The following is a 23584-nucleotide window of genomic DNA, read 5'->3' on the forward strand; positions in this document are numbered from 1 at the left end:
TAGCCCCTGCCCGGCGGACTTTCCATGCGCGGGATCAGTCCCGCAGCAGGCGCGCTTCCAGCGTGTTCTGCATCAGCATGGCCACGGTCATCGGGCCCACACCGCCCGGCACGGGGGTGATGTGAGCGGCCCGTTCGGCCGCGGCGTCAAACTCGACGTCCCCCACCAGGCGGCCGTCCGCCAGGCGGTTGATGCCGACGTCGATCACCACCGCGCCGGGCCTGATCCACTCGCCCTTCACCAGCCCCGGTTTGCCGGCGGCCACCACCAGCAGCTCGGCGCGGCCGACATGGGCGGCCAGGTCGCGGGTGAAGCGGTGGGTCACGGTGACGGTCGCGCCGGCGAGGAGCAGCTCCAGCGCCATCGGCCGGCCGACGATGTTGGACGCGCCGACGATAACCGCCTCCATGCCTTTTGGATTCACCCCCGCCGACTGCAGCAGGCGCATCACCCCGTAGGGGGTGCAGGGGCGCAGGCGCGGAATGCGCTGCGCCAGGCGGCCGACGTTGTACGGGTGGAAACCATCCACGTCCTTGTCCGGGTGGATGCGCTCGATCACCGCCTCGGCATCGATGTGCTTGGGCAGGGGGAGCTGAACGAGGATGCCATCGATGAGGGGGTCCGCGTTGAGCGCATCAATCAGGGCGAGCAGCGCCTCCTGGCTCGTCGCGGCGGGCAGGTCGTGGGCCACGGAGCGAATCCCGGTGCGCTCACAGGCCCGGCGCTTGTTGCCGACATACACCTTGGAGGCCGGATCATCGCCCACCTGGATCACCGCCAGCCCCGGCACGCGGCGGCCCTGGGCCAAAAGTTGCTCGACACCGGCACGCACGGAGGCCAGGACCTCCTCGGAAACGCGTTTGCCGTCAATCAGTTGGGCGGACATGGGAAGGCTCCGGGGGCTGCAAGGGAAGGCGCGTATTGTAGGTTGGAGCGGGGCTGCGATAAACCCGGGGCGGGGAAAAGCGGGGCGGTCATCGGCCCGGGGGCGGGCCTCCTACAGCGCGACGCCATCGCTGCGAGCCGGCGCCGAGGCCGCCAGGGTGGCGGCAATCTCGCGCACCAGCTCCGGCCCGCGGTAGATGAAGCCGGTGTAGATCTGCACCAAGCTCGCGCCCGCATCGATCTTGGCCTGGGCATCCGCGCCGCTCAGGATGCCGCCGGCAGCGATGATCGGCAGCTCCCCGGCAAGGGCCTGGCTGAACTGGCGCACGATGGCGGTGGAACGCGCAAACACGGGCGCGCCGGACAATCCACCTTTCTCGTCGGCGTGCGGCAGGCCCTCGACGCCCTCGCGACTGAGAGTGGTGTTGGTCGCGATCAGGCCGTCGATGCGGTGCCGGCGCAGGGCGTCAGCGATGGTGGTGACCTCCTCAGGCGTCAGGTCGGGCGCCACCTTGACCGCAAGCGGGACGTAGCGGCCGTCCTGGTCGGCCAGGCGGGCCTGCTCGGCCTTGAGCCGGGCCAGCAGATCGTCGAAGGCATCGCCGTGCTGCAGGGTGCGCAGGCCGGCCGTGTTCGGCGAGGAGATGTTGACCGCCACGTAGGAGGCATGCGGATAGACGCGCCGCAGGCAGAACAGGTAGTCGTCCGCCGCCTTCTCGACCGGAGTGTCGAAGTTCTTGCCGATGTTCAGGCCCAGGATGCCGCCCTCGCGGGCGAAGCGGCTCTCTTCGACGTTGGCGATGAACTGCTCGACACCGAGGTTGTTGAACCCCATGCGGTTGATGATGGCCTGCGCCTTCGGCAGGCGGAACAGGCGCGGCTTGGGGTTGCCGGGCTGGGGCCGTGGGGTGACCGTACCGACCTCGACGAAGCCAAAGCCCAGGCTGCCGAGGGCATCGATGTAACGGGCGTTCTTGTCCAGCCCCGCGGCCAGCCCGACCGGGTTGGGGAAGGTCAGTCCCATCACCTCGCGCGGGCTGTTGGGCACGCGCGAGCGCATCCAGGAAGCCAACGGCCCGCGCAGGAGAAGGCGCATCCCCTCCAGCGCCACCTCATGGGCCGTCTCCGGAGGCAACAGGAACAGCGCCCGGCGGGCGAGATCGTAGGTCAGGCTCATGGTGTTCAGTGATCCTGGGATGGCGAGGCGGCACCGGCGTCCGCCGGGGGCACCACGGCTCCCGTATTGGCGACGTATTGTTCCTCCACCTCCTTCTTCAGCAGGATGATGGAGATGCGACGGTTGATGGGATCAGCGGGATCGCCCGGATTGAAGGGCACGGAGTCGGCCAGACCGGAGACGCGCATGACCTTGCCCTCGGCAATGCCACTGGCATTGAGCATACGCCGCGCGGCGTTGGCACGATCGGCGGACAGCTCCCAGTTGGAGTAGTCCCCACGGCCGCTGCCGAAGGGGCGCGAATCGGTATGTCCGAGCACGGTGATCTTGTTCGGCAGCTCGTTCACGATCGGCGCCACCTTGCGCAGGATGGCCTCGGCATAGGGCGCCATGCGCGCGGAGGCGAGATCGAACATCGGCCGCTTGTCCTGGTCGACGATCTGGATTCGCAGGCCCTCGGGTGTGATATCGATCTTGAGCTGGTTCTTGAATTCCTTGAGCACATTGTCCTGCTCGATCATCTTCTCGAGCTTTTCCTTGGTCTCCTGCATGCGCTTGGCCTCCTGCTCACGCAGGCGCTTCTTGGCCTCTTCCGGATCGACCACCTCCGCCTTCTTCACCTGCCCGTCCACACGGGTAAGGTCCTGGCCTCCGCCCGGGATGATGCTGGTGCGATCCCCGGTCGAGGAACCGCCCGAGAGCGACACCATCAGCGGGTTCTGGAAATACTGGGCGATGCCCTGCAGATCCTCCTTGCTGGTGGAGCCAAGCAGCCACATCAAGAGGAAGAAGGCCATCATCGCGGTCACGAAGTCGGCGTAGGCGATCTTCCACGCCCCGCCATGGTGGCCATGGCCGCCCTTCTTGACCTTCTTGATGATGATCGGGCGCTGGTGTTCGGTCTGCATGGCGACGGTAACCGCGAGATTCGCTTACTTGTTGTTCTTCACGAACTCTTCCAGCTCGCGGAAGCTCGGCCGCACGTGCGAGGGCAGGGTCTTGCGCCCGAACTCCACCGCCACCTGCGGCGGATAGCCGTTCATAAAGGCGATCAGGGTGGTCTTCAGGCAGTTGAAATACTGGGTCGAGGCCTCGGCCTGCTTGCCCATCACGTTCGCCAGCGGGGCCGCGAAGCCATAGGAGGCGAGAATCCCGAGGAAGGTCCCCACCAGCGCCGCGGCGATCAGCTTGCCGAGTTCGGCGGGCGGGATGCCCACCGATTCCATGGTATGCACCACACCAAGCACCGCCGCCACGATACCGAAGGCCGGCAGACCGTCCGCCAGCTTGGCCATCATATTGCCTGGCACTTCCGCTTCGTGGTGGTGGGTTTCGATCTCGATGTCCATCAGGTTGTCGATCTGGTGCACGTCCAGGCTCGAGCTGATCATCAGACGCATGTAGTCGGCGATGAAGTCGGTGGCGTGGTGATCCGCCGCCACCTTGGGCGCCTTGTTGAAGATCTCGCTGGTGTGCGGCTCCTCGATATCGCCCTCGATCGACATCAGACCGTCCTTGCGCGCCCGGGCGAACAGATTGAACAGCAGGCCGAGGGTCTGCATGTACATGTCCTTGTCATACTTGGAGCCCTTGAAGGCCGCGCCAAGCCCGCCACCAAAGGCCTTCAGATCCTTGACGGTATTGCCGGCGACCAGGGCCCCGATCGCAGCGCCGAAGATGATGAGCACCTCGACGGGCTGGACAAGGACCGCCAAATGTCCGCCCGCCATGAGGAAGCCGCCGAGAATCACACCGGCGACGACCACCCATCCGATGATTGTGAACATGCCTGACTGGTCCCCTGAACTCTGATCTGTGACCGGAGTCCGGCCACGAAGCTTGGACGTATGCTAACAGTTAATCGGCAGGCACCCCACAAGGCTTGAGTGCCTTTTGCGAATAAAGGCCGGGCTATAATTTTTCGAATGAACGCCCACACCCGCCGCCAATTCTTCGAGCGCCTGCGTGCGCTCAACCCCCACCCGACCACCGAACTGAAGTACTCGACCCCCTTCGAGCTGCTCGTCGCCGTGGTGCTGTCCGCGCAGGCTACCGACAAGGGCGTGAACCTCGCCACCGACCGTCTGTTCCCCGTCGCCAACACCCCCGAGGCCATCCTCGCGCTCGGTGAGGAGGGGCTGCGCGAGTACATCAAAACCATCGGCCTGTATCAGACCAAGGCCAAGAACGTGATCGGCCTGTGCCGACTGCTGCTGGAGCGGCACGGCGGCGAAGTGCCGGCCAGCCGCGAGGCCCTCGAGGCCTTACCCGGCGTGGGGCGCAAGACCGCCAACGTCATTCTTAACACCGCCTTCGGCCAGCCGACCATGGCGGTGGACACGCACATCTTCCGCGTCGCCAACCGCACGGGCCTCGCCCCCGGCAAGACCGTGCGCGCGGTGGAAGACCGGCTGGTCAAGGTCATTCCGAAGGAGTTCATACAGGACGCCCACCACTGGCTGATCCTGCACGGCCGCTACATTTGCACCGCGCGTAAGCCCCAATGCGGCATCTGCCCGGTGTGCGATCTGTGCGACTACAAGGCCAAGACCGCCCCCTGCCCTGACCCTTCGAGACTCCCCGATGTTGTTCAGTCCTGACCGCAACAAGCTGCGCCTGATGTATGTCGAGGCCTGGCGCAAACGCCGCCTGGGCCTGCCGATGGAGGCGCTCGACCTGATGATCGCCGACGTCGTCGCCCTGCACCCCGAATACCATGCCCTGCTCGAGGATGAGGAAAAGACCCTGGCGTGGGAGGAGTCGCCCGAACAGGGGATGAGCAATCCCTTCCTGCACATGGGCATGCACCTCGGCCTGCGCGAGCAGGTGAGCACCGACCGGCCGGCAGGCATCCGGGCCGCCTTTGAGCGGCTGGCGGCGAAGCTGCGGGATGCCCACGAGGCCGAGCACCGCATCATCGCCTGCCTGCTGCAGGCCCTCAACGAGGCGGGCCCGCAAGGCCCCGACGAGCGGGCTTACCTGGAGTGCATCCGGAGAGTGGGATAAGCCCCAATAGCGGAATCAGGGTTCTTGGGCCCTACCGCCCCCTGCGCACTTCACACCCCCGTCATCATGGTCTACAACAATGATGCACCCACAATTGAAGGGAGAATCATTGTGAACGACCGCCATCCCGCAGCCAGCCTCGTCATCGACGGCATGGGAAAATGCCTGGCCACCGACGGGGCTGGGACCGCCTGCGGATGCCCCGAGGTCCTGTCGGGCCTGGGCATCGCCATCGGCAGGAACGCCACCCAGCTTGCGCACCTCTGTGACCTGGGAACGCTGAACTCGATCGAGCTGCAAACCCGCGCCGGACCGCCGGTGTACATCGAACCCGCTTCCGGAGAAGGGCTGACCCTCCGCTTCTAATCCGCGGAGGGGGATCTGCCACAACAAGTCACGCTGAATAAGTCCACGGATGGATTTTTTCAGCATCTCCCTTATCATCCAGACTTGGTTCCACAACCACCACATCCTTCTTGGACGAACTATCCCTCAGTGTGCTGATCGGCACACTCATCACCTTGATTCTCCTGTCCGCCTTCTTCTCGGGCTCCGAGACGGCGCTCATGACCCTCAACCGCTACCGGCTGAGGCACCTGGCGCAGGAAGGCCATCGCGGCGCGCGGCTGGCCCAGCGCCTGCTTGAACGCCCGGACAAGCTGATCGGCCTGATCCTGCTCGGCAACAATTTCGTCAACGTGATGGCCTCCACCCTGGCCACCGTGATCTTCATGCGCCTGTTTGGCGAGGCCGGGATCGCCATTGCGGCGGGCGCCCTCACCCTCGCCCTGCTCATCTTCGGCGAGGTTGCACCCAAGACCCTGGGCGCCCTGCATCCCGAACGCATCGCCTGGCCCGCAGCCTATGTCTACACCGGGCTGCAGAAGGTCGCCGGCCCCCTGGTGTGGGCCGTCAGCCTGCTGTCGAATGGACTTTTGCGCCTGTTCGGCGTGCATGTCACCGCCGCCGGCGGACACAATCTTTCCCGCGACGAGCTGCGCACCCTGCTCGGTGAGACCGGCGGACTGGTGTCCGAACGCTACCAGACCATGCTGATCGGCATCCTCGACCTGGAGGAGGCCAAGGTCGAGGACATCATGGTCCCGCGCCAGGAGATGGGCGGCATCGACCTCGAGGCCGACTGGGACGAGATCCTGCGCACCATCGGCTCCACCCCCTTCAGCCGCCTGCCGGTCTACCGCGGAACGCTCGACCATATCGTCGGCACCGTCAACCTGCGCCACCTTTTGCCGATTGCCCAGAAAGGCGAACTCACCCTCAAGACCTTCATGCGCTCGGTCGAGGAACCCTACTACGTGCCTGAAGGCTCCTCGCTGCACACCCAACTGCTCAACTTCCAGCGCGAGAAGAAACGCATGGGCCTGGTGGTGGACGAGTACGGGGACATCCTCGGCCTGATCACCCTGGAGGACATCCTCGAGGAAATCGTCGGCGAGTTCACCTCGCAGCCGGCGGCGGAGAGCCCGGAGATCCAGCCGCAGGAGGATGGCAGTTTCCTGATCGACGGCGCCACCCCGCTGCGCGAGATCAACAAACGCCTCGGCACCGACCTGCCCACCGACACCGCCAACACCCTCAGCGGTCTGATCCTCGAGCACCTGCAAAGCCTGCCCGAGGCAGGTATGCGCCTGGAGATGGCCGGCTGCACGGTAGAAGTCACCCGCATCGCGCGCAAGGTGGTCGAGCAGGCCCGGCTGTGGCCGTCGCTCGAGCACGCCACCGAGCTTGAGCCTTAACGTGGCCCAGAAGCCCAAAACCCAGTACGTCTGCTCTGAATGCGGCGCCACCAGCCCCAAATGGGCCGGCCAGTGCGGCGAGTGCGGGGCGTGGAACAGCCTGACCGAGCAGGCCCTGCCGGTCGCCGCCTTGCGCCGTGGGGGCCAGTACGCCGGGGCCGAGGGGGCCCGCCGCCTGGGCGAGGTGAAGCTGGAAAAGACCCCACGCCAGGCCACCGGGCTGGACGAACTCGATCGCGTGCTCGGCGGCGGCCTGGTGCCCGGCTCGGTGATCCTGCTCGGCGGCGACCCCGGCATCGGCAAGTCCACCCTGCTGTTGCAAACCCTGGTCGCCCTCCAGCCCACCCTGCCCGGTCTGTACGTCACCGGCGAGGAGTCGCTCGACCAGGTCGCCCTGCGCGCCCAGCGGCTCGGCCTCGCCGCCTTCGACCTGCAGCTGCTGGCCGAGACCTCGGTCGAGCGCATCATCCAGCAGGCGGAGGCCCTGCTGCCCAAGGTGATGGTGGTGGACTCGATCCAGACCCTGTTCTCCGAGAACCTCACCGCCGCCCCCGGCTCGGTCTCGCAGGTGCGCGAGGCGGCCGCCCTGCTCACCCGCCTCGCCAAGCAGCGCGGCATCTGCGTCTTTCTCATCGGCCACGTCACCAAAGAAGGGGCGATCGCCGGACCGCGCCTGCTCGAACACATCGTCGATACCGTGCTCTACTTCGAAGGCGAGGCCGGCAGCCGATACCGGGTCATCCGCGCGGTCAAGAACCGCTTCGGCGCAGCCAACGAACTCGGCGTGTTCGCCATGACCGAGCACGGGCTCAAGCCGGTGAGCAACCCGTCTGCCATCTTCCTCTCCCGCCACGAGGAACCGGTCCCCGGCAGCGTGATCATGGTCACCCGCGAGGGCAGCCGCCCGCTGCTGGTCGAGGTGCAGGCCCTGGTGGCGGAGAGCCCCTTCGGCCAGCCGCGGCGCGTCACCCTGGGGCTGGAGCAGAACCGCCTGGCCATGCTGCTGGCGGTGATGCACCGCCACGCCGGGGTCGCCATGTTCGACCAGGACGTATTCATCAACGTGGTGGGCGGGGTGAAGATCAGCGAGACCGCCGCCGACCTGCCGCTGCTCTGCGCCGCCCTCTCCAGCCTGCGCAACCGCCCCCTGCCGGCCGACACCGTGATCTTCGGCGAGGTGGGGCTCGCGGGGGAGCTGCGCCCGGTGCCGCATGGCCTGGAGCGGCTGCGGGAGGCGGCCAAGCACGGCTTCAAGCGCGCTATTGTCCCCAAGGCCAATCTGCAGGGCCATCCACCCAAGGACATGGAACTGCATGGGGTGACCCGCCTGACCGAGGCGCTGGGGCTTCTGTAAGCCCCATCCCGGGCTTGGCGTACAATCGGTTCATCGGCCGCTCCATGCAGGAAGACCACCATGAGCCATGCACACCGTTTTGACCTGCCGCATTACACCTACGACGACTACGTGCAGTGGGAAGGACGCTGGGAGCTGATCGACGGTATCCCCTATGCCATGTCGCCCGCCCCCTCCCTCACCCATCAGGAGGTCAGCAACAACATTGCCTGGGTGCTCAAGGAGCAATTGCGCGAATGCCCAGCCTGCCGGGCCCTGTTGCCGGTGGACTGGCGCATCACCGAGGACACCATCCTCCAGCCAGACAACCTGGTCATCTGCCATCCGGCCGAAGGGGCCTACCTCACCCGCGCCCCCGTGCTGATCTTTGAGGTGCTCGCCAAATCCACCGCGCTCAAGGACCAGAACGCCAAGTACGAGATCTACCAGCGCGAGGGGGTGAAGTACTACGTCCTGGTCGCGCCCGAGGATCGCACGGCGAAGGTCTTTCACCTCCTCGATGGCCGCTACGCGAAGCTGGCGGACGTCGGCAACGAAACCGTCGATTTCGACCTCGGTCCTTGCGCGATCCATTTCGATTTCTCACTGATCTGGTGAGCCTGCGGCGAACCGCGCCCGCGTGGTAAAATCACCAGCCCATCGACCGGGCACCCCGCATGGCCGCCAGACCGAGCAAGACAACAGACACCCCCGACATCGCCGCCTTCGAGGCCTCGCTCAAGGAGCTGGAGGCCCTGGTGCAGCGCATGGAGCAGGGCGAGCAGCCGCTGATCGAGGCCATGCGCGACTTTGAGCGCGGCGTGCAGTTGACCCGCCAGTGTCAGACCATGCTGGCCAGTGCGAAGGCCAGGGTCGACATGCTCAGCAACCGCACCGACCAGCCCGAACCCTTCCTGCCCGACGACGATGCCCGCTGACACCCTGCTGTTGGCGCTCAAGGCCGCAGCAAGCCGGGTCGAGGCCGCCCTGGAGCGCGCCCTCCCCGCCGAGCCGACCCCCTCCCCACTGGCGCGACTGGTCGAGGCCATGCGCTATGCCGTGCTCGGCCCCGGCAAGCGCGTGCGCCCCTTCCTGGTCTACGCCGCGGGCGAGCTGACCGGTGCCGATGCGGCGGTCCTCGATGCCCCCGCCTGCGCGCTGGAGCTGATCCACGCCTATTCGCTGGTGCACGACGACCTGCCAGCGATGGACGACGACGACCTGCGCCGTGGGCGGCCGACCTGCCACCGCGCCTTTGACGAGGCGACCGCCATCCTGGTCGGCGATGCCCTGCAGACCCGCGCCTTCGAGCTTCTGGCCGAGGCGCCGGGGCTCCCCGCCGAAACCCGGCTCGCCATGATCGCCACCCTCGCCCGCGCTGCAGGCCACCGGGGCATGGTCGGCGGACAGGCCATCGATCTTGCGGCCATCGGCCAGCAGCCAGAGCTTGCCGCCCTGGAGCGCATGCACCGCATGAAGACCGGGGCACTGATCGAGGCCAGCGTCATCCTCGGCGCCCTGGCCGGGCAGGCGAACGAGGCCATGCTGGACGCGCTTGGCCGCTACGCCCGCGCCATCGGCCTGGCCTTCCAGGTGCGCGACGATATTCTTGACGTGACCGCCGACAGCCAGACCCTGGGCAAGACACAGGGCAAGGATGCGGCGAGGGACAAACCCACCTACGTCAGCCTGCTCGGCCTCGATGCCGCCCAGGCGCTGGCCGGGGAGCTGCGCGACGAGGCGCTCGCCGCCCTCGATGGCCTGCCACGTGCGGAGCCTCTGCGCCTGCTCGCCCGCTACATCGTCGAGCGCCCGGCATGAGCCTGCTTGAGACCATCCACTCGCCGGCCGATCTGAAGGGCTTCTCCACCGATCAGCTCAACCAACTGGCCGGGGAGCTGCGCCGCTTCATCATCGACAGCGTCTCCGCCACCGGCGGGCATCTGGCCGCCAACCTTGGCACCATCGAGCTGACCCTCGCCCTGCACCGGGTGCTCGACCTGCCGCGCGATGTGCTGGTGTGGGATGTAGGCCACCAGGCCTACGCGCACAAGATCCTCACCGGCCGACGCGAGGCGATGGCGAGCCTGCGCCAGTTCGGCGGCCTTTCGGGCTTCACCAAGCGCGAGGAAAGCCCCTACGATCCCTTCGGCGCCGGCCACTCCAGCACCTCGATCAGCGCCGCCCTGGGCTTTGCCAAGGCCTTCAAGCTCCAGGGGCTGCCGCATCAGGCGGTGGCGGTGATCGGCGATGGCGCGCTGACCGCAGGTCAGGCCTTCGAGGCCCTCAACCATGCCGGTGCCGGCAAGGCCAACCTTTTGGTGGTGCTCAACGACAACGCCATGTCCATCTCGCCCAACGTGGGCGCGCTCAACAGGCACCTCGCAAGGCTCATCACCAGCCGCACCTACAACCGCGTGCGCGAGGGCGGCAAGCACTTGTTGGAGCTCCTACCCGGTGGCGAACTGGTCCGCCGCGCGCGCGAGCAGGTCAAGGGCATGCTCACCCACAGCGCCCTGTTCGAGGAACTGGGCTTCCGCTACGTCGGCCCGGTGGACGGCCACGATCTTCCCACCCTGCTCGAGGTGCTCGCCAACCTCAGCACCCAGAGCGGCCCGCGCCTTCTGCACGTGGTCACCCAGAAGGGGCGCGGCTACGCCCCGGCCGAGGCCGACCCGGTGCGCTTCCACGGGGTGGGCCGGTTCAACCCCTACAAGCTCGAGCCCGCCCCCGGCAAGCCGGCGGTGACCTTCACCCAGGTGTTCGGCGACTGGCTGTGCGGCGCGGCCGAGCGGGATGCACGCGTGGTGGGCATCACCCCCGCCATGTGCGAAGGCTCCGGACTCACCGACTTCTCCCTGCGTTTCCCCGAGCGGTACTTCGATGTCGGCATCGCCGAGCAGCATGCCGTGACCTTCGCCGGGGGCTTGGCCGCGGCGGGCCTGCGGCCGGTGCTCGCCATCTACTCCACCTTCCTGCAGCGCGGCTACGACCAGGCGGTGCACGACATCGCCCTGCAGAACCTGCCGGTGCTGTTCGCCATCGACCGTGCGGGCCTCGTCGGCGCGGACGGGGCGACCCATGCCGGGCTGTACGACATTGCGTTCCTGCGCTGCGTGCCGAACATGGTCATCATGACCCCTTCGGATGAGGCAGAATGCCACCGCATGCTGGAACTGGGCCTCACCCTCGAGGGGCCAAGCGCGGTGCGCTACCCGCGCGGCGCAGGCTGCGGCGTGAGCGTGCCACAGCAGGCCGAGCCCCTGCCCCTCGGCCAGGCCGTCTGGCGCCGCCGCGGCAGGAAGGTCGCCATCCTCGCCTTCGGCCCCCTGCTGCACGAGGCGCTCAAGGCCGCCGAAACCATCGACGCCAGCGTGCTCGACATGCGCTTCGTCAAGCCGCTCGATGTCGACGCCCTGCGCGAGGCCGCAACCCAACATACCCACCTCGTCACCCTCGAGGACCACGCCCTGATGGGCGGGGCGGGCAGCGCCGTGCTGGAGTCCCTGGCCGACGAGGCCATCACCCTCCCCGTGCTGCGCCTTGGCCTGCCGGACGTCGTTACCGTGCAGGGCACTCAGGCCGAACTGTACCGCCATTACGGCCTGGATGCCGACGGTATCCTGAGACAGATCAGGGCTTTCCTTGCCTAACGTCAGGCTCGCCCGTACCATCCCCGCTTTGCCCTTCTTGATCCGCCATGGCCGCTCAATACACCCTCAAGGTCCATACCGAATTCGCTGCCGCGCACCAGTTGCACGGCTACGCCGGCAACTGCGCCCGCATGCACGGGCATAACTGGAAGGTCGAGGTGGAGGTCACCGGCACCCGCCTGGACGCGGTCGGCATGGTGGTGGATTTCAAGACCATGAAGCGTGCCGCACGCGAGGTGGCGGAGATGCTGGACCACTTCTACCTGAACGACATCCCGCCGTTCGATACCATCAATCCCACCGCCGAGAACATCGCCGCCTGGTTCTACCAGGAGGTGGGCAAGCGCCTGAATGGCGAACACGCGCGGGTGTCCGCCGTCACCCTGTGGGAGACCGACCGCGCCTGCGTGACCTATCGCGAGATCGAAGCATGAGCGCCGTGACGAGCGAAACGATTCCGGATATCCAGGGCCTGGTCGACACCCGCCGCATCGCCATCGACGCGGTCGGGATCAAGGGCCTGCGCCATCCGGTGGTGATCCAGGAGGCGGACGGCACCACCCAGTCCACCATCGCCACCTGCACCTTCACCGTCAACCTGCCGCACGACCGCAAGGGCACCCACATGTCGCGCTTTGTCGCCCTGCTGGGCGATGCACCGCGGGTCATCTCGACCGCCGCCCTTGCCGCGCTGCACCGCGAGATGCTCGAGCTGCTGGATGCTGACTTCGGCACCATCGAGATGAACTTCCCCTACTTCGTGCGCAAGGTCGCGCCCAAGTCCGGGGTCTCCAGTCTGATGGACTATGGCGCGCGCCTCACCGCCACGGGCGATCGCTGCACCACGCACGTCACCATGGGCGTGGAGGTGCCGGTCACCAGCCTCTGCCCCTGCTCGAAGGAGATCTCGCAGTACGGCGCGCACAACCAGCGCTCCCACATCCGCGCCGAGGTGGAGTGCGAGCCCACCCTGGGCCTGACCGAGCTGATCCAACTGCTCGAGGCCCAGGCCTCGTGCGAGCTGTTCGGCCTGCTCAAGCGCGCCGACGAGAAGTACATCACCGAGCGCGCCTACGAGAACCCGAAGTTCGTCGAGGACATGATCCGCGACGTCGCTCACGCCCTGGGCGAGGAACCACGCATCCACGGCTTCTCGGTCGAGGTGGAGAACTTCGAATCCATCCACAACCATTCGGCGTATGCCCGCCTGAGCCGTTGACGCGGCAAGGGGGATATGAAAAAACCCGGCGTGGGACACCACGCCGGGTTTTTCTTTGTTCAGCCCTCGCAAGGCGCGAGGATCTTCAGCGCAGCGACTGCGTCAGACGCTCCCCGAGCACCGCGGTGAACTTCGGCAGGTCCTTGTCGCCCACCACGTCCTCCAGGTCGATGCGGGTGGTGCCATCCTTCTGAGGCTTGAGCCTGAGAGTCAGGGCGACGGGACTCTCGCCGCTGCCCTGCTTGAGCTCGGCGCCGCGCAGGATCACCCCCTCATACAGGGTGCGCGGACGGGCATGGCGAACCTGCAGCACGCCATTGTCAGCATCCTTCTTGACCACGTCGAAGCCGAGCCGCTCGAGGCTGACCGTAGTACGGTTGAGGACCACCGGATAGGCCTGCTGCACGATGAGGTAGCGCGCATCCTTGTTGGCATCGAACACCATGCGCGCGCGCGGCTGCAAGGAAGCGGCAAGCTGCGCGCGAGCCTGTGCATCATCGCCGGACAGGTAGACCACCAGGCGCTTGAGCATCTCCGCCTCGAAGTCGGCGCTGGCCTGCCCCATCTGCCACTTGAAGGTATCGGATGAGCCGCCCGGCACCAGCGAGGCATCCTCGACCCGCTCCATACGCTGGCTGGTGAGGAAGACGCGGGTCTCGGCATCGGTCTCGCCGCGCTCCATGCGCAGGCGCACGCGGTTCATGTGGTCCGGCACGAAGAACAGCCGGGTGATCCCCTTGAGCAGGCCCTGCAAACCGCCCACCTCCGGATTGCCAGCGCTGCCGCCGGTCCAGTCGGATTCGAGGATGCCAAGCTTGGGATCCTGGCGGCTGACGCTGTAACCCTCTTCCTCCAGGAAACTGGCCAGGCGCGGCCACACCGCCTCCGGCGCAGCCTCGACCTTCAGCCAGCGCGTGTCGGGCGAGCCCTCCACGCTGACGGTGGCCGACTTGAGCAGGACGCCACCACCTGCACCGCTACTCTTCGCCGCCTCACCGGAGGCGGTGGCGGCACGCGGCACGCTGGTGACCAGGGCGGGATCGGGAGCAGTGAAGGCAGGAGGCACCTCGAGACTGGGCAGGCTGCCGGTGCGGCGCGCCTCGCGGGCCTCATCCTTGCCCAACCCCGGGATGGATGAACACCCCGCCAGGAATACGAGGCCGGCGGCCGGCATGGCGATCCGCGCAAGCGCCTTCAATTGCATATCAACCTCTCTTAGGGAAATGCTGAAAAAATCCATCCATGGATTTTTTCAGCTCGTCTCGTCGCGGCGCATGTCCGCGACGGCCTGCGCGAATCAAAGACTTGCGTCGTTGTTCGCGTTGGGGCGTCCTGCCCCAAACGGGAAACGCTGAATTTTTCAGCGTTTCCTTAGTTCAACACGCCAGCGGCACGCATGGCCTGACGCAGCGGTTCATGGTGCGCCGCAGACAGCCAGGTCAGCGGCAGGCGAATCCCATCCTCGATCAGCCCCATGGCATGCAGGGCGAACTTGACCGGAATGGGGTTGGACTCCAGGAACAGGGCCTTGTGCAGGCCGCGCAGCGGCGTATCGAGCTCTGCGGCACGGGCGGCATCCCCAGCCAGCGCGGCCTCACACATCAGGTGCATGGCGCGGGGGGCGACGTTGGCGGTCACCGAGATCACGCCCCTGCCGCCCTGCAGGATGACCTCGCGCGCCAGGTCGTCGTCACCACTGAAGACATCCACGCGCCCGGCCAGCCGCTCAATCAGTTCGCGGGTACGCTCCAGCGAGCCGGAGGCCTCCTTGATGCCGACGATGTTCGGCACATCAGCCAGCCGCTCCACCGTGGCCGGCAGCATGTCGCAGGCCGTGCGGCCCGGCACGTTGTAGAGGACCAGCGGCGCGGGCACCGCCTCGGCAATCGTCATGTAGTGGCGGTACAGGCCTTCCTGGGTCGGCTTGTTGTAATAGGGCGTGACCAGCAGGCAGCCATCCGCGCCGACTTCCACCGCGGCCTTCGAAAGCTCAATGGCCTCGCGCGTGCTGTTAGCGCCGGTGCCGGCGATGACCGGCACCCTGCCCGCGGCGTACTCGACCGTGCGGCGCACGACCTCGATGTGCTCGGCGACATCCAGCGTCGCCGACTCCCCGGTGGTGCCGACCGCAACGATGGCATCGGTGCCTTCCACCACGTGCCAGTCGACCAATCGGCGCAGGGCCCCGAAGTCCAGCGCCCCGTCCGCCCGCATTGGAGTCACCAGGGCCACCATACTCCCGTGAAACATTGCATCACCCACGTCAGGAAAATAGATCCATACTACCCGCCGCAAGGCGCGCCTTGCAAGGCGCCGGAACGCCTTTCCCAGGCGATGTTTCGCGCGTCCAGGCGGGCGTGTACACTCGATCGAAAAGCCATCGCCACGGACACCATGCAGACCCATCTGGCCGTCAATCTGCTCGCCAAGGACGCCATCGGACTGGTCGAGCGGATCACCCGCCCCATCGCCCAGCACAAATGTGTGCTCCTCGACTCCCGCATGTTCACCCTCGGTGACCGCTTTGCCGCCACCATGCTGGTCGGCGGCAGCTGGGACCGCCTTTCCCGCCTCGAAACCGCCCTGCGCCAGCTCGCCTCGCAGTACGAGATGGAGCTTACGATGACACGCACCGAGCCACCCGCCGCGCAGGGCGCGCAGCTGCCCTACGTGGTGGACATCGTCGGCATCAACGACCCGGACATCACCCACGTCCTGGCCCAGTTCTTCGCCGCACAAGGGGTCAACATCCGCGACCTCTCGACCATCCCCTACCAGGCATCGGGCCAGCGCACCGCCATGCTCTCCCTGCGCATGCAGGTCGACATCCCCGCCGACCGCCGCCTTGCCCTGTTCAAGGACGCCTTTTTCGACCTGTGTGACGAATACAACCTGGACGCCACCCTCGACCCCGTACGCTGAGCCCCCGCCAAGGAGGACCGCATGACCGAACGCACCCTGCCCCGCCTTGATGTCGAAAGCACGGCAGGCCCCCTGCACCTCCCCCACGATCTGCTCGGCCAGTGGCTGGTGCTCTACTTCTACCCCAAGGACAACACCCCTGGCTGCACCACAGAGGGCCAGGACTTCGCCCGCCTGAGCCCCGCGTTTGCCGCACTTGGGGCCCGCATCATCGGCGTCTCGCGCGATGGTCTCAAGAGCCACGCGGGCTTTCGTGCCAAGCACGGCCTGCCCTTCGATCTTATCAGCGACCAGAACGAGGCCTTGTGCCGGGCCTTCGATGTCATCAAGCCGAAAAAGCTGTATGGCAAGGAGTACCTGGGCATCGACCGGAGCACTTTCCTCATCGACCCGCAGGGCGTCGTGCGCCTGGAGTGGCGCGGAGTGAAGGTAGCCGGACACGCCGAAGCCGTGCTGGCCGCCCTCCAGGCCGCACGTTGAACCCCCACGGAAACCACGGATCATGATCCATCACGAACGCCCCCGTCCCTGCCTGTTCGTCCTCGACACCAACGTCCTGATCCACGACCCCACCGCCCTGTTCCGCTTCCACGAGCATGACATCTACCTGCCCATGGTCGTGCTGGAAGAGCTGGATGGCATCAAGAAGGGCACCTCCGAGATCGCGCGCAATGTCCGTCAGGCCAGCCGCTTTTTCGCCGACCTGATGGCCGATGCCGATGTCGCCGAGATCGAGGCCGGACTGCCCATCACCCCCCCTTTCCAGGACGCCCATCTGCGCGGCTGCACCGGGCGGCTGTACTTCCAGACCCGCACGCTCGACGCGCCGCTGCCGCAGATGCTCGCCGGCGCCAAGGCGGACAACGCCATCCTCGCCGTCACCCTCGCCCTCATGCAGCAGATGCCCGAGCGCCAGGTGGTGCTGGTATCCAAGGACATCAACCTGCGCATCAAGGCGACTGCGCTCGGCATCCGCGCAGAGGACTACGAAAACGACCAGGTGCTGGACGATGCTGACCTGCTCTACACCGGCGTCGCCGCCCTGCCGGAGGACTTCTGGGGCACGCACAGCAAGGACCTGCACGCCTGGCAGGAGGAGGGCCGCAGCTTCTACCGCATCCACGGCCCGCTGACCGGCGAATGGCAGGTGAACCAGTTCCTTTATCTGGAGGGTAATGCGCCGTTCGAGGGGATCGTGCGCGGCTTCGAGCCGGATGGCGCCGCCATTGTCGAGACCGCCATCAACTACACCCTGCCAAAGAACACGGTATGGGGCATCAACGCGCGCAACCGCGAGCAGAGCTTTGCCCTCAACCTCTTGATGAACCCGGAGATCGACTTCGTCACCCTGCTCGGGCAGGCGGGCACGGGCAAGACCCTGCTCACCCTGGCCGCCGCGCTGGCGCAGACGCTGGAGAAGAACCTGTTCTCCGAGATCATCATGACCCGGGTGACGGTCCCGGTCGGCGAGGACATCGGCTTCTTGCCCGGCACCGAGGAGGAAAAAATGACCCCGTGGATGGGGGCCCTGATGGACAACCTCGAGGTCCTCACCCGCACCGAGGGCGGCGGCAGCTGGGAGCGTCAGGCCACCCAGGACCTGGTTCGCGCGCGGATCAAGATCCGCTCGCTCAATTTCATGCGCGGGCGCACCTTCCAGAACAAGTTCCTCATCATCGACGAGGCGCAGAACCTGACCTCGAAACAGATGAAAACCCTCATCACCCGCGCCGGCCCGGGCACCAAGGTCGTCTGCCTGGGCAACATCGCCCAGATCGACACCCCCTACCTGACCGAAACCACCTCCGGCCTCACCTACGTGGTCGACCGCTTCAAGGGCTGGCCACACGGCGGCCACATCACCCTCCTGCGCGGCGAACGCTCGCGCCTGGCGGAATTCGCCTCGGAAACGCTCTGACAGGATGTTGAAAAAGGGCATCGTGCCCTTTTTCAACTCGCCTCGTCGCGGCGCATGTCCGCGACGGTAGGGATGAAAAGATTGGATGCGACAAGGTTGATGAGACGAAAGGTCGCGGGAAGGGGCGGGAAGTAGCGGGAAATGGCGGGAAATCAATAGGTTATGCGTGTTATCCACAGATTGTGGTGCATGCACGCATTGCGTGCGACGAAAAACGCGGGTTGATGGGGCGGTCAGGCGCGGTTTTTGAGGCGCTCGACCTCGGCGCGGAGGTCGGCTAGCGCCCGGCGCAGCTCGGCCGCTTCTGCCGCCGAGCGAGCGCGCGCGAAAACATCATCGAGGAAGGCGGCGGCCTCCTGGTCTGGCATGTCGGCCAGCAGGAGGCCGATTTTTTCGAGGCGGCGGGCGTAGGGGACGGCGGAAAAGTCTTGTTCTGGCGCGGGTTTACGCTCTTTCTGGCCGCGCCCGGTGGCTAGCCACTCCAGCGATACGCCAGCGGCGTCGGCGATGCGGGCGAGCTTATCGTAGACGGGCTTTTTCCCGTCTAAATAAGAGCGGATGGTTGCCTCTGGCAGTCCGACCTTGCGCGCAAACGAGGAGACCGTCTCGTCTCCGATGCATTCGCGCAGGCGCTTAGCGAGCGTGTCCGATTCCATTCTGTCCTCACTGACGAATCGGACGCACGAATCGGACATCGGACGCGCGAATCGGACACGAATCGGACACGAATCGGACACGAATGGGACGTAGGAAAAATTCGCAACGTGTTGTTGACATCGCAACCTCTCGCGCTATACTCTCGCAAACGGTTACGAGGATAGCACCATGAAACGAGAGCGCGAACCTTTGGGCGACGCCACCACGGTGCGCGGCAAGCTGGCGCTGGCTGGGTACCGGTCGGTGGCGGAGTGGGCCATCAAGCACGGCATCAAGCCGGTGACGGCGCGGCGGGTGATCTATGACTGGGGACACCGCGCCGACCGTGAGCCGCACGGCGGCATCGCGCGCGAGGTGATGAAGATGCTGCGCCAGACGCTAGAAGGTCAGGACAGCGTGCGCAAGACGGCGTAGACGACCAGGAACGCGACGGAGGCGAGCAATGAGACCAGCATGGTGGAGCGTGCTATGCGATAGAGCGGAGGCAGCGTGGAGACGACTGGCCGCGGCGATCTCCCCTCGTCCAGTGACCGCATTAATTCTTCCTGAAACGCATTGGCGCGCGCTTTCTCCAGCACAGCTTGCTGCCCTATGGCAAGAGCACCAGAGCATATTGCTGCTCCAAGACTCAGCCATGCCGCAGCCAGAAACCACTTGCCAATGCCCGTTGCGGGAGGGGCAAGCCCTACGAGCACGGCTAGAGCGCCTGCTGCAAGCGTCAGAAGCTGGCGCAGCCATGCCGTTTCAAGCTCGCGTGCGCGCGCATGAAGATCGTTCAGCTGCTGAAGGAGATGGACGGCCATGATGAAAGTCTATCACGGCGCTACGGTCTGGCTCACCCCGCAGCAGATTGCCGAAATGCGGCTGGCTGGCATGCCGACGACGGATCGTCGCGTGCGCACATGGGCCGAAAAAAATTTAGCCACGATTCGCAACAGGTTGCGCGGCAAAGGCATCGAGATCTTGCTGGAGAGCCTGCCGGTGCAGGCGCAGCGGGATTACTACGCGCGGATGGCGCGGGATCCATCAACAGGAGGACTCGATGGACATGATCACGCACCCGGACACCGAGCTGATGGTGGCGACGCTCACGCGCTGCGGGCGGCGCTGGATGGTGATGCTCTGGGACGGCCAGGGCTGGTTTCGGGCCACGCAGTGGCACAAGACCAAACGCGAGGCGCTCGATCGGATGCAGGCGCATTGCGCCAGCCTCGGTGTGCCGTGCCGGGGGGCGTCGTGACGTCTGCCGCACTGCCCGCCCCCAGCGGTGAGCTCATCCCGGCGGGGCGGTGCCCTCTCCCCGCTGACTCCAGCCCGGCGGCCACCGGCGCGGGTGGGCTCGCCGGTGTGGGTGGGCAAAACATGCCAATCCTTGCCAAAACATGCCAATCCTTGCCAAAACAGGCTGATTCCGACGCGGACGCGCTCCTGATCGGCCAGATCGTTGGTGCTGGCGTGCGTGATGACGATTTTTCCCGCGTGGAGCGGGCGCGCGTGCTGTTTGCGCTGCTCAAGCCATTGATCGACCTGCCGGAGCGGAACCGCGGGCGGCTGGCGATGGCTACCGAGATCGCGCAGTCGCTCAACAGGAGCGTGGCGCAGGTGTACCGGCTGGCCGAGATCGCCCGCGATGGCGGTGTCGCGGCGCTCGCGCGGCTGGGGCAGCGTCGAGACCGGGGGCAGGCGCGTGTGTTGATTTCCGGGCCGTGGCTGGCGTGGGCGCAGGAGGCGCTTGCCGCCCTGCCGGGGGAGGATTTGCCGGGGCTGGCGGCGCGCATGCGCGATGCGGTGCGCATGGCCTGGGTGGGTGGGGCGCCATCTGACCGGCAGTGCTGGCTCAAGGCGACGGCGAAGGTGGCGCGCGACTTGATGGAGCTGGGCGCGCCGCGCGCGGTGTGCGCAGGGCTCTTGTCGGTGCCATGCCCGCGACGGTACGTGGGCGCGGAGGGGCAGCATTTCCGGGTGGCAGGCAAGAGCCTGCGCGATGGCAAGGCGATCTACGACCGGCATCTGACGCCGGTCAAGCGCACGGCGGCGGGGCTGATGCCGGGCGAGCTGGTGTGCGGGGACATCACGCCGCTGGACATCCCGGTGCTGCGCGAGGACGGCAGCACGGCCTACGCGCGGCTGATCAGCTGGCACGACGTGGCCACCAACTGGTTGTGGCTGGATGCGGTGCTGCTGGACAAGGGCCAGGGCATCCGGCGCGAGCACGTGGCGGCGAGCTACGCGCGCATGTGCGAGAGGGCGCCGTTTGGCGCGCCGCGCAGGCTGTATCTCGACAACGGCAGCGAATATCAGTGGGACGAGATGCTGGTGGCCTGCAAGCGGCTGTCTGAGCTGACCGGCCAGCAGTTCGCCTTCGAGGAGGCGGCGACGACGGCGGCGGAGCGGCAGGTGGTGCGCTCCATCCCCTTCCGCCCGCGCGGGAAGCGCATCGAGGGGCTGTTCGGGAACCTGACCGACTGGCTGGGCTGGTGGTTTGGCTATGTTGGCGGCAACCGCATCACCAAGAAGGTGGCGACGCTGGGCAAGGGCGCGCAGCCCGCAGCGTTCGGGGAGGTGAAGGATTGGCTGAACCGGACGCTCTCGGACTATCACGTCACGCCGCAGGCCGGGGCCGAGCACATGGGCGGACTCTCGCCGCAGCAGAAGCTCACGCAAGCGATGGAGGCGGGCTGGCGGCCCTGGAAGGTCGACCGGATCACGCTGGCGCTGGCGTTTGCCGACTATGAAGTGAGGCGCGTCAACCGGGGCACGGTCTCGGTGGATGGCGTGACCTACAGCGGCGACTGCCTGATGGCGCTCGAAGGGCGGGTGACGGTGGCGGTGCCGCGCATCCTGGGGGAAGAAGGGGCCTACATCTTGGATACCAGGGCGCATCGCATCCTGGGCTGGGTGGAGCCCGAGCGGGTGTACGACATCACCGACCAAGCGGGCGCGAAGGAGGCCGGGCGGCGGCGGCAGGCGCTCAAGGTGCTGCTGGCCGAGCGCATCGAGCAGGCGGGCGGGCCACTGGACGAGGCTCAGCTTGCGGGCACGCGCGCCGAGCTGCTCGGATTGGATGCGACGCTCGCCGAGGTGGAAGCGGCGGCGCAGTGGGTGCAGCCCTCTGCCGAGGTGCTGCAGCTGCACGAAGGCATCAAGTCCGCGCGGGCGCGGCAGATCGAGGAGATCAACCGGCGCATGGCAGTGCGCCTGACGGCGGACAAGCTCAATCGCCTGGGCGTCGAGGACGACGAAGAGACGCGCCTGGCGCGGGCGATGGGGCTTTGAGAGGCGCCGCCTGGGTGGAGCCGGGCGGCTGGTTTGACGACTGACGACAAGGAGCAGATCGCATTATGGCAAAAAATCGAGAAATTCGCGACACAAAAGTCGTGCGGGAAGCGCTGGCGCTAGCGGCGCTGGTGCTCACCGAGGATAACCCGATCGGGGAAATCACCGGCGCGGCGGGCACGGGCAAGACGATGGCCGGGCGAGCCATCGTGGACAAGCACGGGGCGCTCAGGATCGCCGCCTGGGACGGCATGACGCGGCATCAGCTGCTGCGCGAGGTGGCGCTGCTGGCGGGCATCGAGGGCGCGGGCGCGGCGGACAAGCTCCTGCGCCGCGGTGATGACGCCGAGCGGCTGCTGCTGGTGGTGGACGAGGCCAACAAGTGCAGCTGGCGGGTACTGGAGACGCTGCGGTATCTGGCCGATGAGTGCGCCATCGCGGTGATCCTAATCGGAACGGAGCTTTATTCCCAAAAGTTCAGTGACGCTCGCACCCGCCCGCTGCTCTTGCAGCTGGGCAGCCGTATTGGCGCCAAGCGCGTGGGCACGCGCCATCTCGACCGCGCCGAGACCTATGCGCACGTGATCCGCCCGATCTTCGGCGACGTGGGCGACAAGGACGTGGTGACGCAGTTCTGGACGCTGTGCCGACGCGGCAACTACCGCGAGGCGGTGGAGCTGGCTGGCGAGTGCCAGCGCATCATGGCGAGCAACGGCATCCAGAGCCTCACGCCGGCGGTGCTGGAACTGGCGGGCAAGTGGATGGCCAACCGGTACGCGGTGGAGGCTTGATGGCTGCGTATCTAGTGAGTCGCGCGGAAGCCGCGCGCATCCTGGGCGTGTCAGACGCGGCGGTGGGGCGCATCCGCGCCGGGAGCTACCCGGAAGGGGAGCTGACGGAGCGCTACCGGCTGCTGGTGTTGGTGGTCGAGCGGGCGGCGAGAAGCTCGGAGGCGACGGCGATCTGCCGCGCCTGCCCGCGCGAGGACTGCGCAGGGTGCAGGATTGCGGAGTTGATTGGGAGTTGATTGGTTGAGGGCATGGCCGCCTGGCCGGGCGGCTGCAACAGGAGAGATTGACATGGCAAAAGCGAATGTAAATGCGGTTGAGAAGGCTGTGCGCTTGCCTGCGGGCGAGAAGATCGAGCGCGACGGCGGCGAGGTGACGCAGCTCGATGCGGCGAGCATCCGGCGCGTGGTGCATGGATGGGAGATCAAGAAAAAAATTGAAGAGCTCGAAGCTGAGCTCAAGGCGATCAACGCCGAGCTGATCGATGCGCACGGCGCGGGCGCGAGCCTGATCGTGCATGGGGTATGCCGCGCGAGCATCGCCGAGCGCGAGGCGGTGAAGATCCGCGATGCCGAGCGGCTGAAGGCGGTGCTTGGGTTCCGGTTTACCGATTTGGTGAAGACTGAGATCGCCTACAAGCCCGAGGCGCGGCTGGCGGAGATGGCCTCTGACGGCGACGAGCCGCTGGCGCCGTCGATCCGCGAGTGCCTGACGGTGGGCAAGTCGGCCTCCGTGACCTGGAGGGCGGAGAAATGACGCTGGTGACACGGATCGAGCGCGGCATCGCTGACTGTGAAGATGCTCTCATCGTCCAGAGGCTTATCGCGGCGCTGGCGCAGATGATGAGCGCGTGGCCTTCCGGCGCGCGTGAGACGACCTCTTACAGACTGGCCCAGCAGGCGCTGGCCGACGCGCTGGCGCTGCGCGCGGACGAGACCGAGTGACCCAGCCCATGCCCATGCCGCGCGGCGTGGGCATGCACGGGGTCATCCC

The 23584-nt window shown here is 66.6% G+C and carries 29 protein-coding genes; 21 read left to right on the plus strand and 8 right to left on the minus strand.

Annotation, left to right across the window (positions count from 1 at the left end):
• Positions 1 to 34: 34 nt before the first annotated feature.
• The 4 genes from folD to motA form a co-directional block, all read right to left on the minus strand.
• On the minus strand, positions 35 to 886 hold the full coding sequence (gene folD, locus V6D91_RS03250; protein WP_347317744.1) for a bifunctional methylenetetrahydrofolate dehydrogenase/methenyltetrahydrofolate cyclohydrolase FolD: 852 nt from the start codon (positions 884 to 886) through the stop codon (positions 35 to 37).
• Between the two features lie 111 nt (positions 887 to 997).
• The gene (locus V6D91_RS03255; RefSeq protein WP_347318105.1) at positions 998 to 2056 is read right to left on the minus strand and encodes a quinone-dependent dihydroorotate dehydrogenase; all 1059 of its coding nucleotides are present in this window, start codon (positions 2054 to 2056) and stop codon (positions 998 to 1000) included.
• Positions 2057 to 2067: 11 nt separating this feature from the next.
• Positions 2068 to 2970, minus strand: a complete 903-nt coding sequence (motB, locus tag V6D91_RS03260) for a flagellar motor protein MotB (RefSeq protein WP_347317745.1) — start codon at positions 2968 to 2970, stop codon at positions 2068 to 2070.
• Between the two features lie 24 nt (positions 2971 to 2994).
• The gene (gene motA / locus V6D91_RS03265; protein ID WP_347317746.1) at positions 2995 to 3849 is read right to left on the minus strand and encodes a flagellar motor stator protein MotA; all 855 of its coding nucleotides are present in this window, start codon (positions 3847 to 3849) and stop codon (positions 2995 to 2997) included.
• A gap of 138 nt (positions 3850 to 3987) precedes the next feature.
• Between motA and nth the strand changes: the two genes are divergently transcribed.
• The 11 genes from nth (at position 3988) to folE2 (ending at position 13030) form a co-directional block, all read left to right on the plus strand.
• Positions 3988 to 4662: an endonuclease III gene (gene nth / locus V6D91_RS03270; RefSeq protein ID WP_347317747.1), complete on the plus strand. Its 675-nt coding sequence runs from the start codon at positions 3988 to 3990 to the stop codon at positions 4660 to 4662.
• A complete protein-coding gene (locus tag V6D91_RS03275) occupies positions 4646 to 5068 on the plus strand; it encodes a DUF1841 family protein (protein ID WP_347317748.1) in 423 nt (140 codons plus the stop codon). The genes nth and V6D91_RS03275 overlap by 17 nt, the downstream gene beginning before the upstream one ends.
• A gap of 111 nt (positions 5069 to 5179) precedes the next feature.
• Positions 5180 to 5434 (plus strand): hypothetical protein, encoded by a 255-nt coding sequence (locus tag V6D91_RS03280; protein ID WP_347317749.1) that lies wholly within the window; start codon positions 5180 to 5182, stop codon positions 5432 to 5434.
• Positions 5435 to 5544: 110 nt separating this feature from the next.
• On the plus strand, positions 5545 to 6825 hold the full coding sequence (locus V6D91_RS03285) for an HlyC/CorC family transporter (RefSeq protein ID WP_347317750.1): 1281 nt from the start codon (positions 5545 to 5547) through the stop codon (positions 6823 to 6825).
• A gap of 1 nt (position 6826) precedes the next feature.
• On the plus strand, positions 6827 to 8179 hold the full coding sequence (gene radA / locus V6D91_RS03290; RefSeq protein WP_347317751.1) for a DNA repair protein RadA: 1353 nt from the start codon (positions 6827 to 6829) through the stop codon (positions 8177 to 8179).
• A gap of 60 nt (positions 8180 to 8239) precedes the next feature.
• Positions 8240 to 8776: a Uma2 family endonuclease gene (locus V6D91_RS03295; protein WP_347317752.1), complete on the plus strand. Its 537-nt coding sequence runs from the start codon at positions 8240 to 8242 to the stop codon at positions 8774 to 8776.
• 59 nt (positions 8777 to 8835) lie between these two features.
• On the plus strand, positions 8836 to 9096 hold the full coding sequence (locus V6D91_RS03300; RefSeq protein ID WP_347317753.1) for an exodeoxyribonuclease VII small subunit: 261 nt from the start codon (positions 8836 to 8838) through the stop codon (positions 9094 to 9096).
• Positions 9086 to 9979 carry a (2E,6E)-farnesyl diphosphate synthase gene (gene ispA, locus V6D91_RS03305; RefSeq protein WP_347317754.1) on the plus strand — a complete coding sequence of 298 codons (894 nt, stop codon included), beginning with the start codon at positions 9086 to 9088 and terminating at the stop codon, positions 9977 to 9979. The genes V6D91_RS03300 and ispA overlap by 11 nt, the downstream gene beginning before the upstream one ends.
• Positions 9976 to 11811, plus strand: a complete 1836-nt coding sequence (gene dxs / locus V6D91_RS03310; protein ID WP_347317755.1) for a 1-deoxy-D-xylulose-5-phosphate synthase — start codon at positions 9976 to 9978, stop codon at positions 11809 to 11811. Before ispA ends, dxs begins: the two co-directional genes overlap by 4 nt.
• 47 nt (positions 11812 to 11858) lie before the next feature.
• On the plus strand, positions 11859 to 12245 hold the full coding sequence (gene queD / locus V6D91_RS03315) for a 6-carboxytetrahydropterin synthase QueD (RefSeq protein ID WP_347317756.1): 387 nt from the start codon (positions 11859 to 11861) through the stop codon (positions 12243 to 12245).
• The gene (gene folE2, locus V6D91_RS03320; RefSeq protein WP_347317757.1) at positions 12242 to 13030 is read left to right on the plus strand and encodes a GTP cyclohydrolase FolE2; all 789 of its coding nucleotides are present in this window, start codon (positions 12242 to 12244) and stop codon (positions 13028 to 13030) included. Before queD ends, folE2 begins: the two co-directional genes overlap by 4 nt.
• An 85-nt stretch (positions 13031 to 13115) precedes the next feature.
• Here folE2 and bamC read toward each other — a convergent pair whose 3' ends face one another.
• Together bamC and dapA are read right to left on the minus strand one after the other, a co-directional pair.
• Positions 13116 to 14234 (minus strand): outer membrane protein assembly factor BamC, encoded by a 1119-nt coding sequence (bamC, locus tag V6D91_RS03325; protein WP_347317758.1) that lies wholly within the window; start codon positions 14232 to 14234, stop codon positions 13116 to 13118.
• A gap of 167 nt (positions 14235 to 14401) precedes the next feature.
• Complete coding sequence (gene dapA, locus V6D91_RS03330; RefSeq protein ID WP_347317759.1) at positions 14402 to 15280, minus strand: 4-hydroxy-tetrahydrodipicolinate synthase; 879 nt, start codon at positions 15278 to 15280, stop codon at positions 14402 to 14404.
• A gap of 144 nt (positions 15281 to 15424) precedes the next feature.
• On the opposite strand from dapA, the gene V6D91_RS03335 reads away from it, so the two are divergent.
• Genes V6D91_RS03335 through V6D91_RS03345 form a run of 3 tightly spaced genes read left to right on the plus strand, consistent with a single transcriptional unit; the run spans position 15425 to position 17870 of the window.
• Positions 15425 to 15952 carry an ACT domain-containing protein gene (locus V6D91_RS03335; protein ID WP_347317760.1) on the plus strand — a complete coding sequence of 176 codons (528 nt, stop codon included), beginning with the start codon at positions 15425 to 15427 and terminating at the stop codon, positions 15950 to 15952.
• A 21-nt stretch (positions 15953 to 15973) separates the two neighbouring features.
• Entirely contained in the window at positions 15974 to 16432 is a 459-nt protein-coding gene (locus V6D91_RS03340) for a peroxiredoxin (protein WP_347317761.1), read from the plus strand.
• Positions 16433 to 16454: 22 nt separating this feature from the next.
• Complete coding sequence (locus V6D91_RS03345; protein ID WP_347317762.1) at positions 16455 to 17870, plus strand: PhoH family protein; 1416 nt, start codon at positions 16455 to 16457, stop codon at positions 17868 to 17870.
• Positions 17871 to 18103: 233 nt separating this feature from the next.
• Here V6D91_RS03345 and V6D91_RS03350 read toward each other — a convergent pair whose 3' ends face one another.
• Positions 18104 to 18526: a helix-turn-helix domain-containing protein gene (locus V6D91_RS03350; RefSeq protein ID WP_347317763.1), complete on the minus strand. Its 423-nt coding sequence runs from the start codon at positions 18524 to 18526 to the stop codon at positions 18104 to 18106.
• A gap of 169 nt (positions 18527 to 18695) precedes the next feature.
• Between V6D91_RS03350 and V6D91_RS03355 the strand changes: the two genes are divergently transcribed.
• On the plus strand, positions 18696 to 18941 hold the full coding sequence (locus V6D91_RS03355; protein WP_347317764.1) for a hypothetical protein: 246 nt from the start codon (positions 18696 to 18698) through the stop codon (positions 18939 to 18941).
• Here the strand turns inward: V6D91_RS03355 and V6D91_RS03360 are convergent.
• Positions 18914 to 19330 carry a hypothetical protein gene (locus V6D91_RS03360; protein ID WP_347317765.1) on the minus strand — a complete coding sequence of 139 codons (417 nt, stop codon included), beginning with the start codon at positions 19328 to 19330 and terminating at the stop codon, positions 18914 to 18916. The two genes, V6D91_RS03355 and V6D91_RS03360, sit on opposite strands and share 28 nt — an antisense overlap.
• 239 nt (positions 19331 to 19569) lie before the next feature.
• Between V6D91_RS03360 and V6D91_RS03365 the strand changes: the two genes are divergently transcribed.
• From V6D91_RS03365 to V6D91_RS03390, 6 genes are all read left to right on the plus strand, one after another.
• Entirely contained in the window at positions 19570 to 19767 is a 198-nt protein-coding gene (locus V6D91_RS03365) for a hypothetical protein (RefSeq protein ID WP_347317766.1), read from the plus strand.
• Between the two features lie 152 nt (positions 19768 to 19919).
• Positions 19920 to 21803: a hypothetical protein gene (locus tag V6D91_RS03370; protein WP_347317767.1), complete on the plus strand. Its 1884-nt coding sequence runs from the start codon at positions 19920 to 19922 to the stop codon at positions 21801 to 21803.
• A gap of 65 nt (positions 21804 to 21868) precedes the next feature.
• Positions 21869 to 22594, plus strand: coding sequence for an ATP-binding protein (locus V6D91_RS03375; RefSeq protein WP_347317768.1), 726 nt, complete (start codon positions 21869 to 21871; stop codon positions 22592 to 22594).
• On the plus strand, positions 22594 to 22830 hold the full coding sequence (locus V6D91_RS03380; protein WP_347317769.1) for a hypothetical protein: 237 nt from the start codon (positions 22594 to 22596) through the stop codon (positions 22828 to 22830). Before V6D91_RS03375 ends, V6D91_RS03380 begins: the two co-directional genes overlap by 1 nt.
• A 52-nt stretch (positions 22831 to 22882) precedes the next feature.
• Positions 22883 to 23347 (plus strand): hypothetical protein, encoded by a 465-nt coding sequence (locus V6D91_RS03385; RefSeq protein ID WP_347317770.1) that lies wholly within the window; start codon positions 22883 to 22885, stop codon positions 23345 to 23347.
• Entirely contained in the window at positions 23344 to 23535 is a 192-nt protein-coding gene (locus tag V6D91_RS03390) for a hypothetical protein (protein ID WP_347317771.1), read from the plus strand. The genes V6D91_RS03385 and V6D91_RS03390 overlap by 4 nt, the downstream gene beginning before the upstream one ends.
• Positions 23536 to 23584: the final 49 nt, after the last annotated feature.

Source organism: Thiofaba sp. EF100 (genome assembly GCF_039822285.1).
In the GTDB taxonomy this organism is placed as follows: domain Bacteria; phylum Pseudomonadota; class Gammaproteobacteria; order Halothiobacillales; family Halothiobacillaceae; genus Thiofaba.

Coding starts and splice junctions, on each gene's coding strand:
- folD (WP_347317744.1), bottom strand. CDS start 886: ATGTCCGCCCAACTGATTGACGGCAAACGCGTTTCCGAGGAGGTCCTG.
- motB (WP_347317745.1), bottom strand. CDS start 2,970: ATGCAGACCGAACACCAGCGCCCGATCATCATCAAGAAGGTCAAGAAG.
- motA (WP_347317746.1), bottom strand. CDS start 3,849: ATGTTCACAATCATCGGATGGGTGGTCGTCGCCGGTGTGATTCTCGGC.
- nth (WP_347317747.1), top strand. CDS start 3,988: ATGAACGCCCACACCCGCCGCCAATTCTTCGAGCGCCTGCGTGCGCTC.
- V6D91_RS03275 (WP_347317748.1), top strand. CDS start 4,646: ATGTTGTTCAGTCCTGACCGCAACAAGCTGCGCCTGATGTATGTCGAG.
- V6D91_RS03295 (WP_347317752.1), top strand. CDS start 8,240: ATGAGCCATGCACACCGTTTTGACCTGCCGCATTACACCTACGACGAC.
- V6D91_RS03300 (WP_347317753.1), top strand. CDS start 8,836: ATGGCCGCCAGACCGAGCAAGACAACAGACACCCCCGACATCGCCGCC.
- ispA (WP_347317754.1), top strand. CDS start 9,086: ATGCCCGCTGACACCCTGCTGTTGGCGCTCAAGGCCGCAGCAAGCCGG.
- dxs (WP_347317755.1), top strand. CDS start 9,976: ATGAGCCTGCTTGAGACCATCCACTCGCCGGCCGATCTGAAGGGCTTC.
- queD (WP_347317756.1), top strand. CDS start 11,859: ATGGCCGCTCAATACACCCTCAAGGTCCATACCGAATTCGCTGCCGCG.
- folE2 (WP_347317757.1), top strand. CDS start 12,242: ATGAGCGCCGTGACGAGCGAAACGATTCCGGATATCCAGGGCCTGGTC.
- bamC (WP_347317758.1), bottom strand. CDS start 14,234: ATGCAATTGAAGGCGCTTGCGCGGATCGCCATGCCGGCCGCCGGCCTC.
- dapA (WP_347317759.1), bottom strand. CDS start 15,280: ATGTTTCACGGGAGTATGGTGGCCCTGGTGACTCCAATGCGGGCGGAC.
- V6D91_RS03335 (WP_347317760.1), top strand. CDS start 15,425: ATGCAGACCCATCTGGCCGTCAATCTGCTCGCCAAGGACGCCATCGGA.
- V6D91_RS03340 (WP_347317761.1), top strand. CDS start 15,974: ATGACCGAACGCACCCTGCCCCGCCTTGATGTCGAAAGCACGGCAGGC.
- V6D91_RS03345 (WP_347317762.1), top strand. CDS start 16,455: ATGATCCATCACGAACGCCCCCGTCCCTGCCTGTTCGTCCTCGACACC.
- V6D91_RS03350 (WP_347317763.1), bottom strand. CDS start 18,526: ATGGAATCGGACACGCTCGCTAAGCGCCTGCGCGAATGCATCGGAGAC.
- V6D91_RS03355 (WP_347317764.1), top strand. CDS start 18,696: ATGAAACGAGAGCGCGAACCTTTGGGCGACGCCACCACGGTGCGCGGC.
- V6D91_RS03360 (WP_347317765.1), bottom strand. CDS start 19,330: ATGGCCGTCCATCTCCTTCAGCAGCTGAACGATCTTCATGCGCGCGCA.
- V6D91_RS03365 (WP_347317766.1), top strand. CDS start 19,570: ATGGACATGATCACGCACCCGGACACCGAGCTGATGGTGGCGACGCTC.
- V6D91_RS03375 (WP_347317768.1), top strand. CDS start 21,869: ATGGCAAAAAATCGAGAAATTCGCGACACAAAAGTCGTGCGGGAAGCG.
- V6D91_RS03380 (WP_347317769.1), top strand. CDS start 22,594: ATGGCTGCGTATCTAGTGAGTCGCGCGGAAGCCGCGCGCATCCTGGGC.
- V6D91_RS03385 (WP_347317770.1), top strand. CDS start 22,883: ATGGCAAAAGCGAATGTAAATGCGGTTGAGAAGGCTGTGCGCTTGCCT.
- V6D91_RS03390 (WP_347317771.1), top strand. CDS start 23,344: ATGACGCTGGTGACACGGATCGAGCGCGGCATCGCTGACTGTGAAGAT.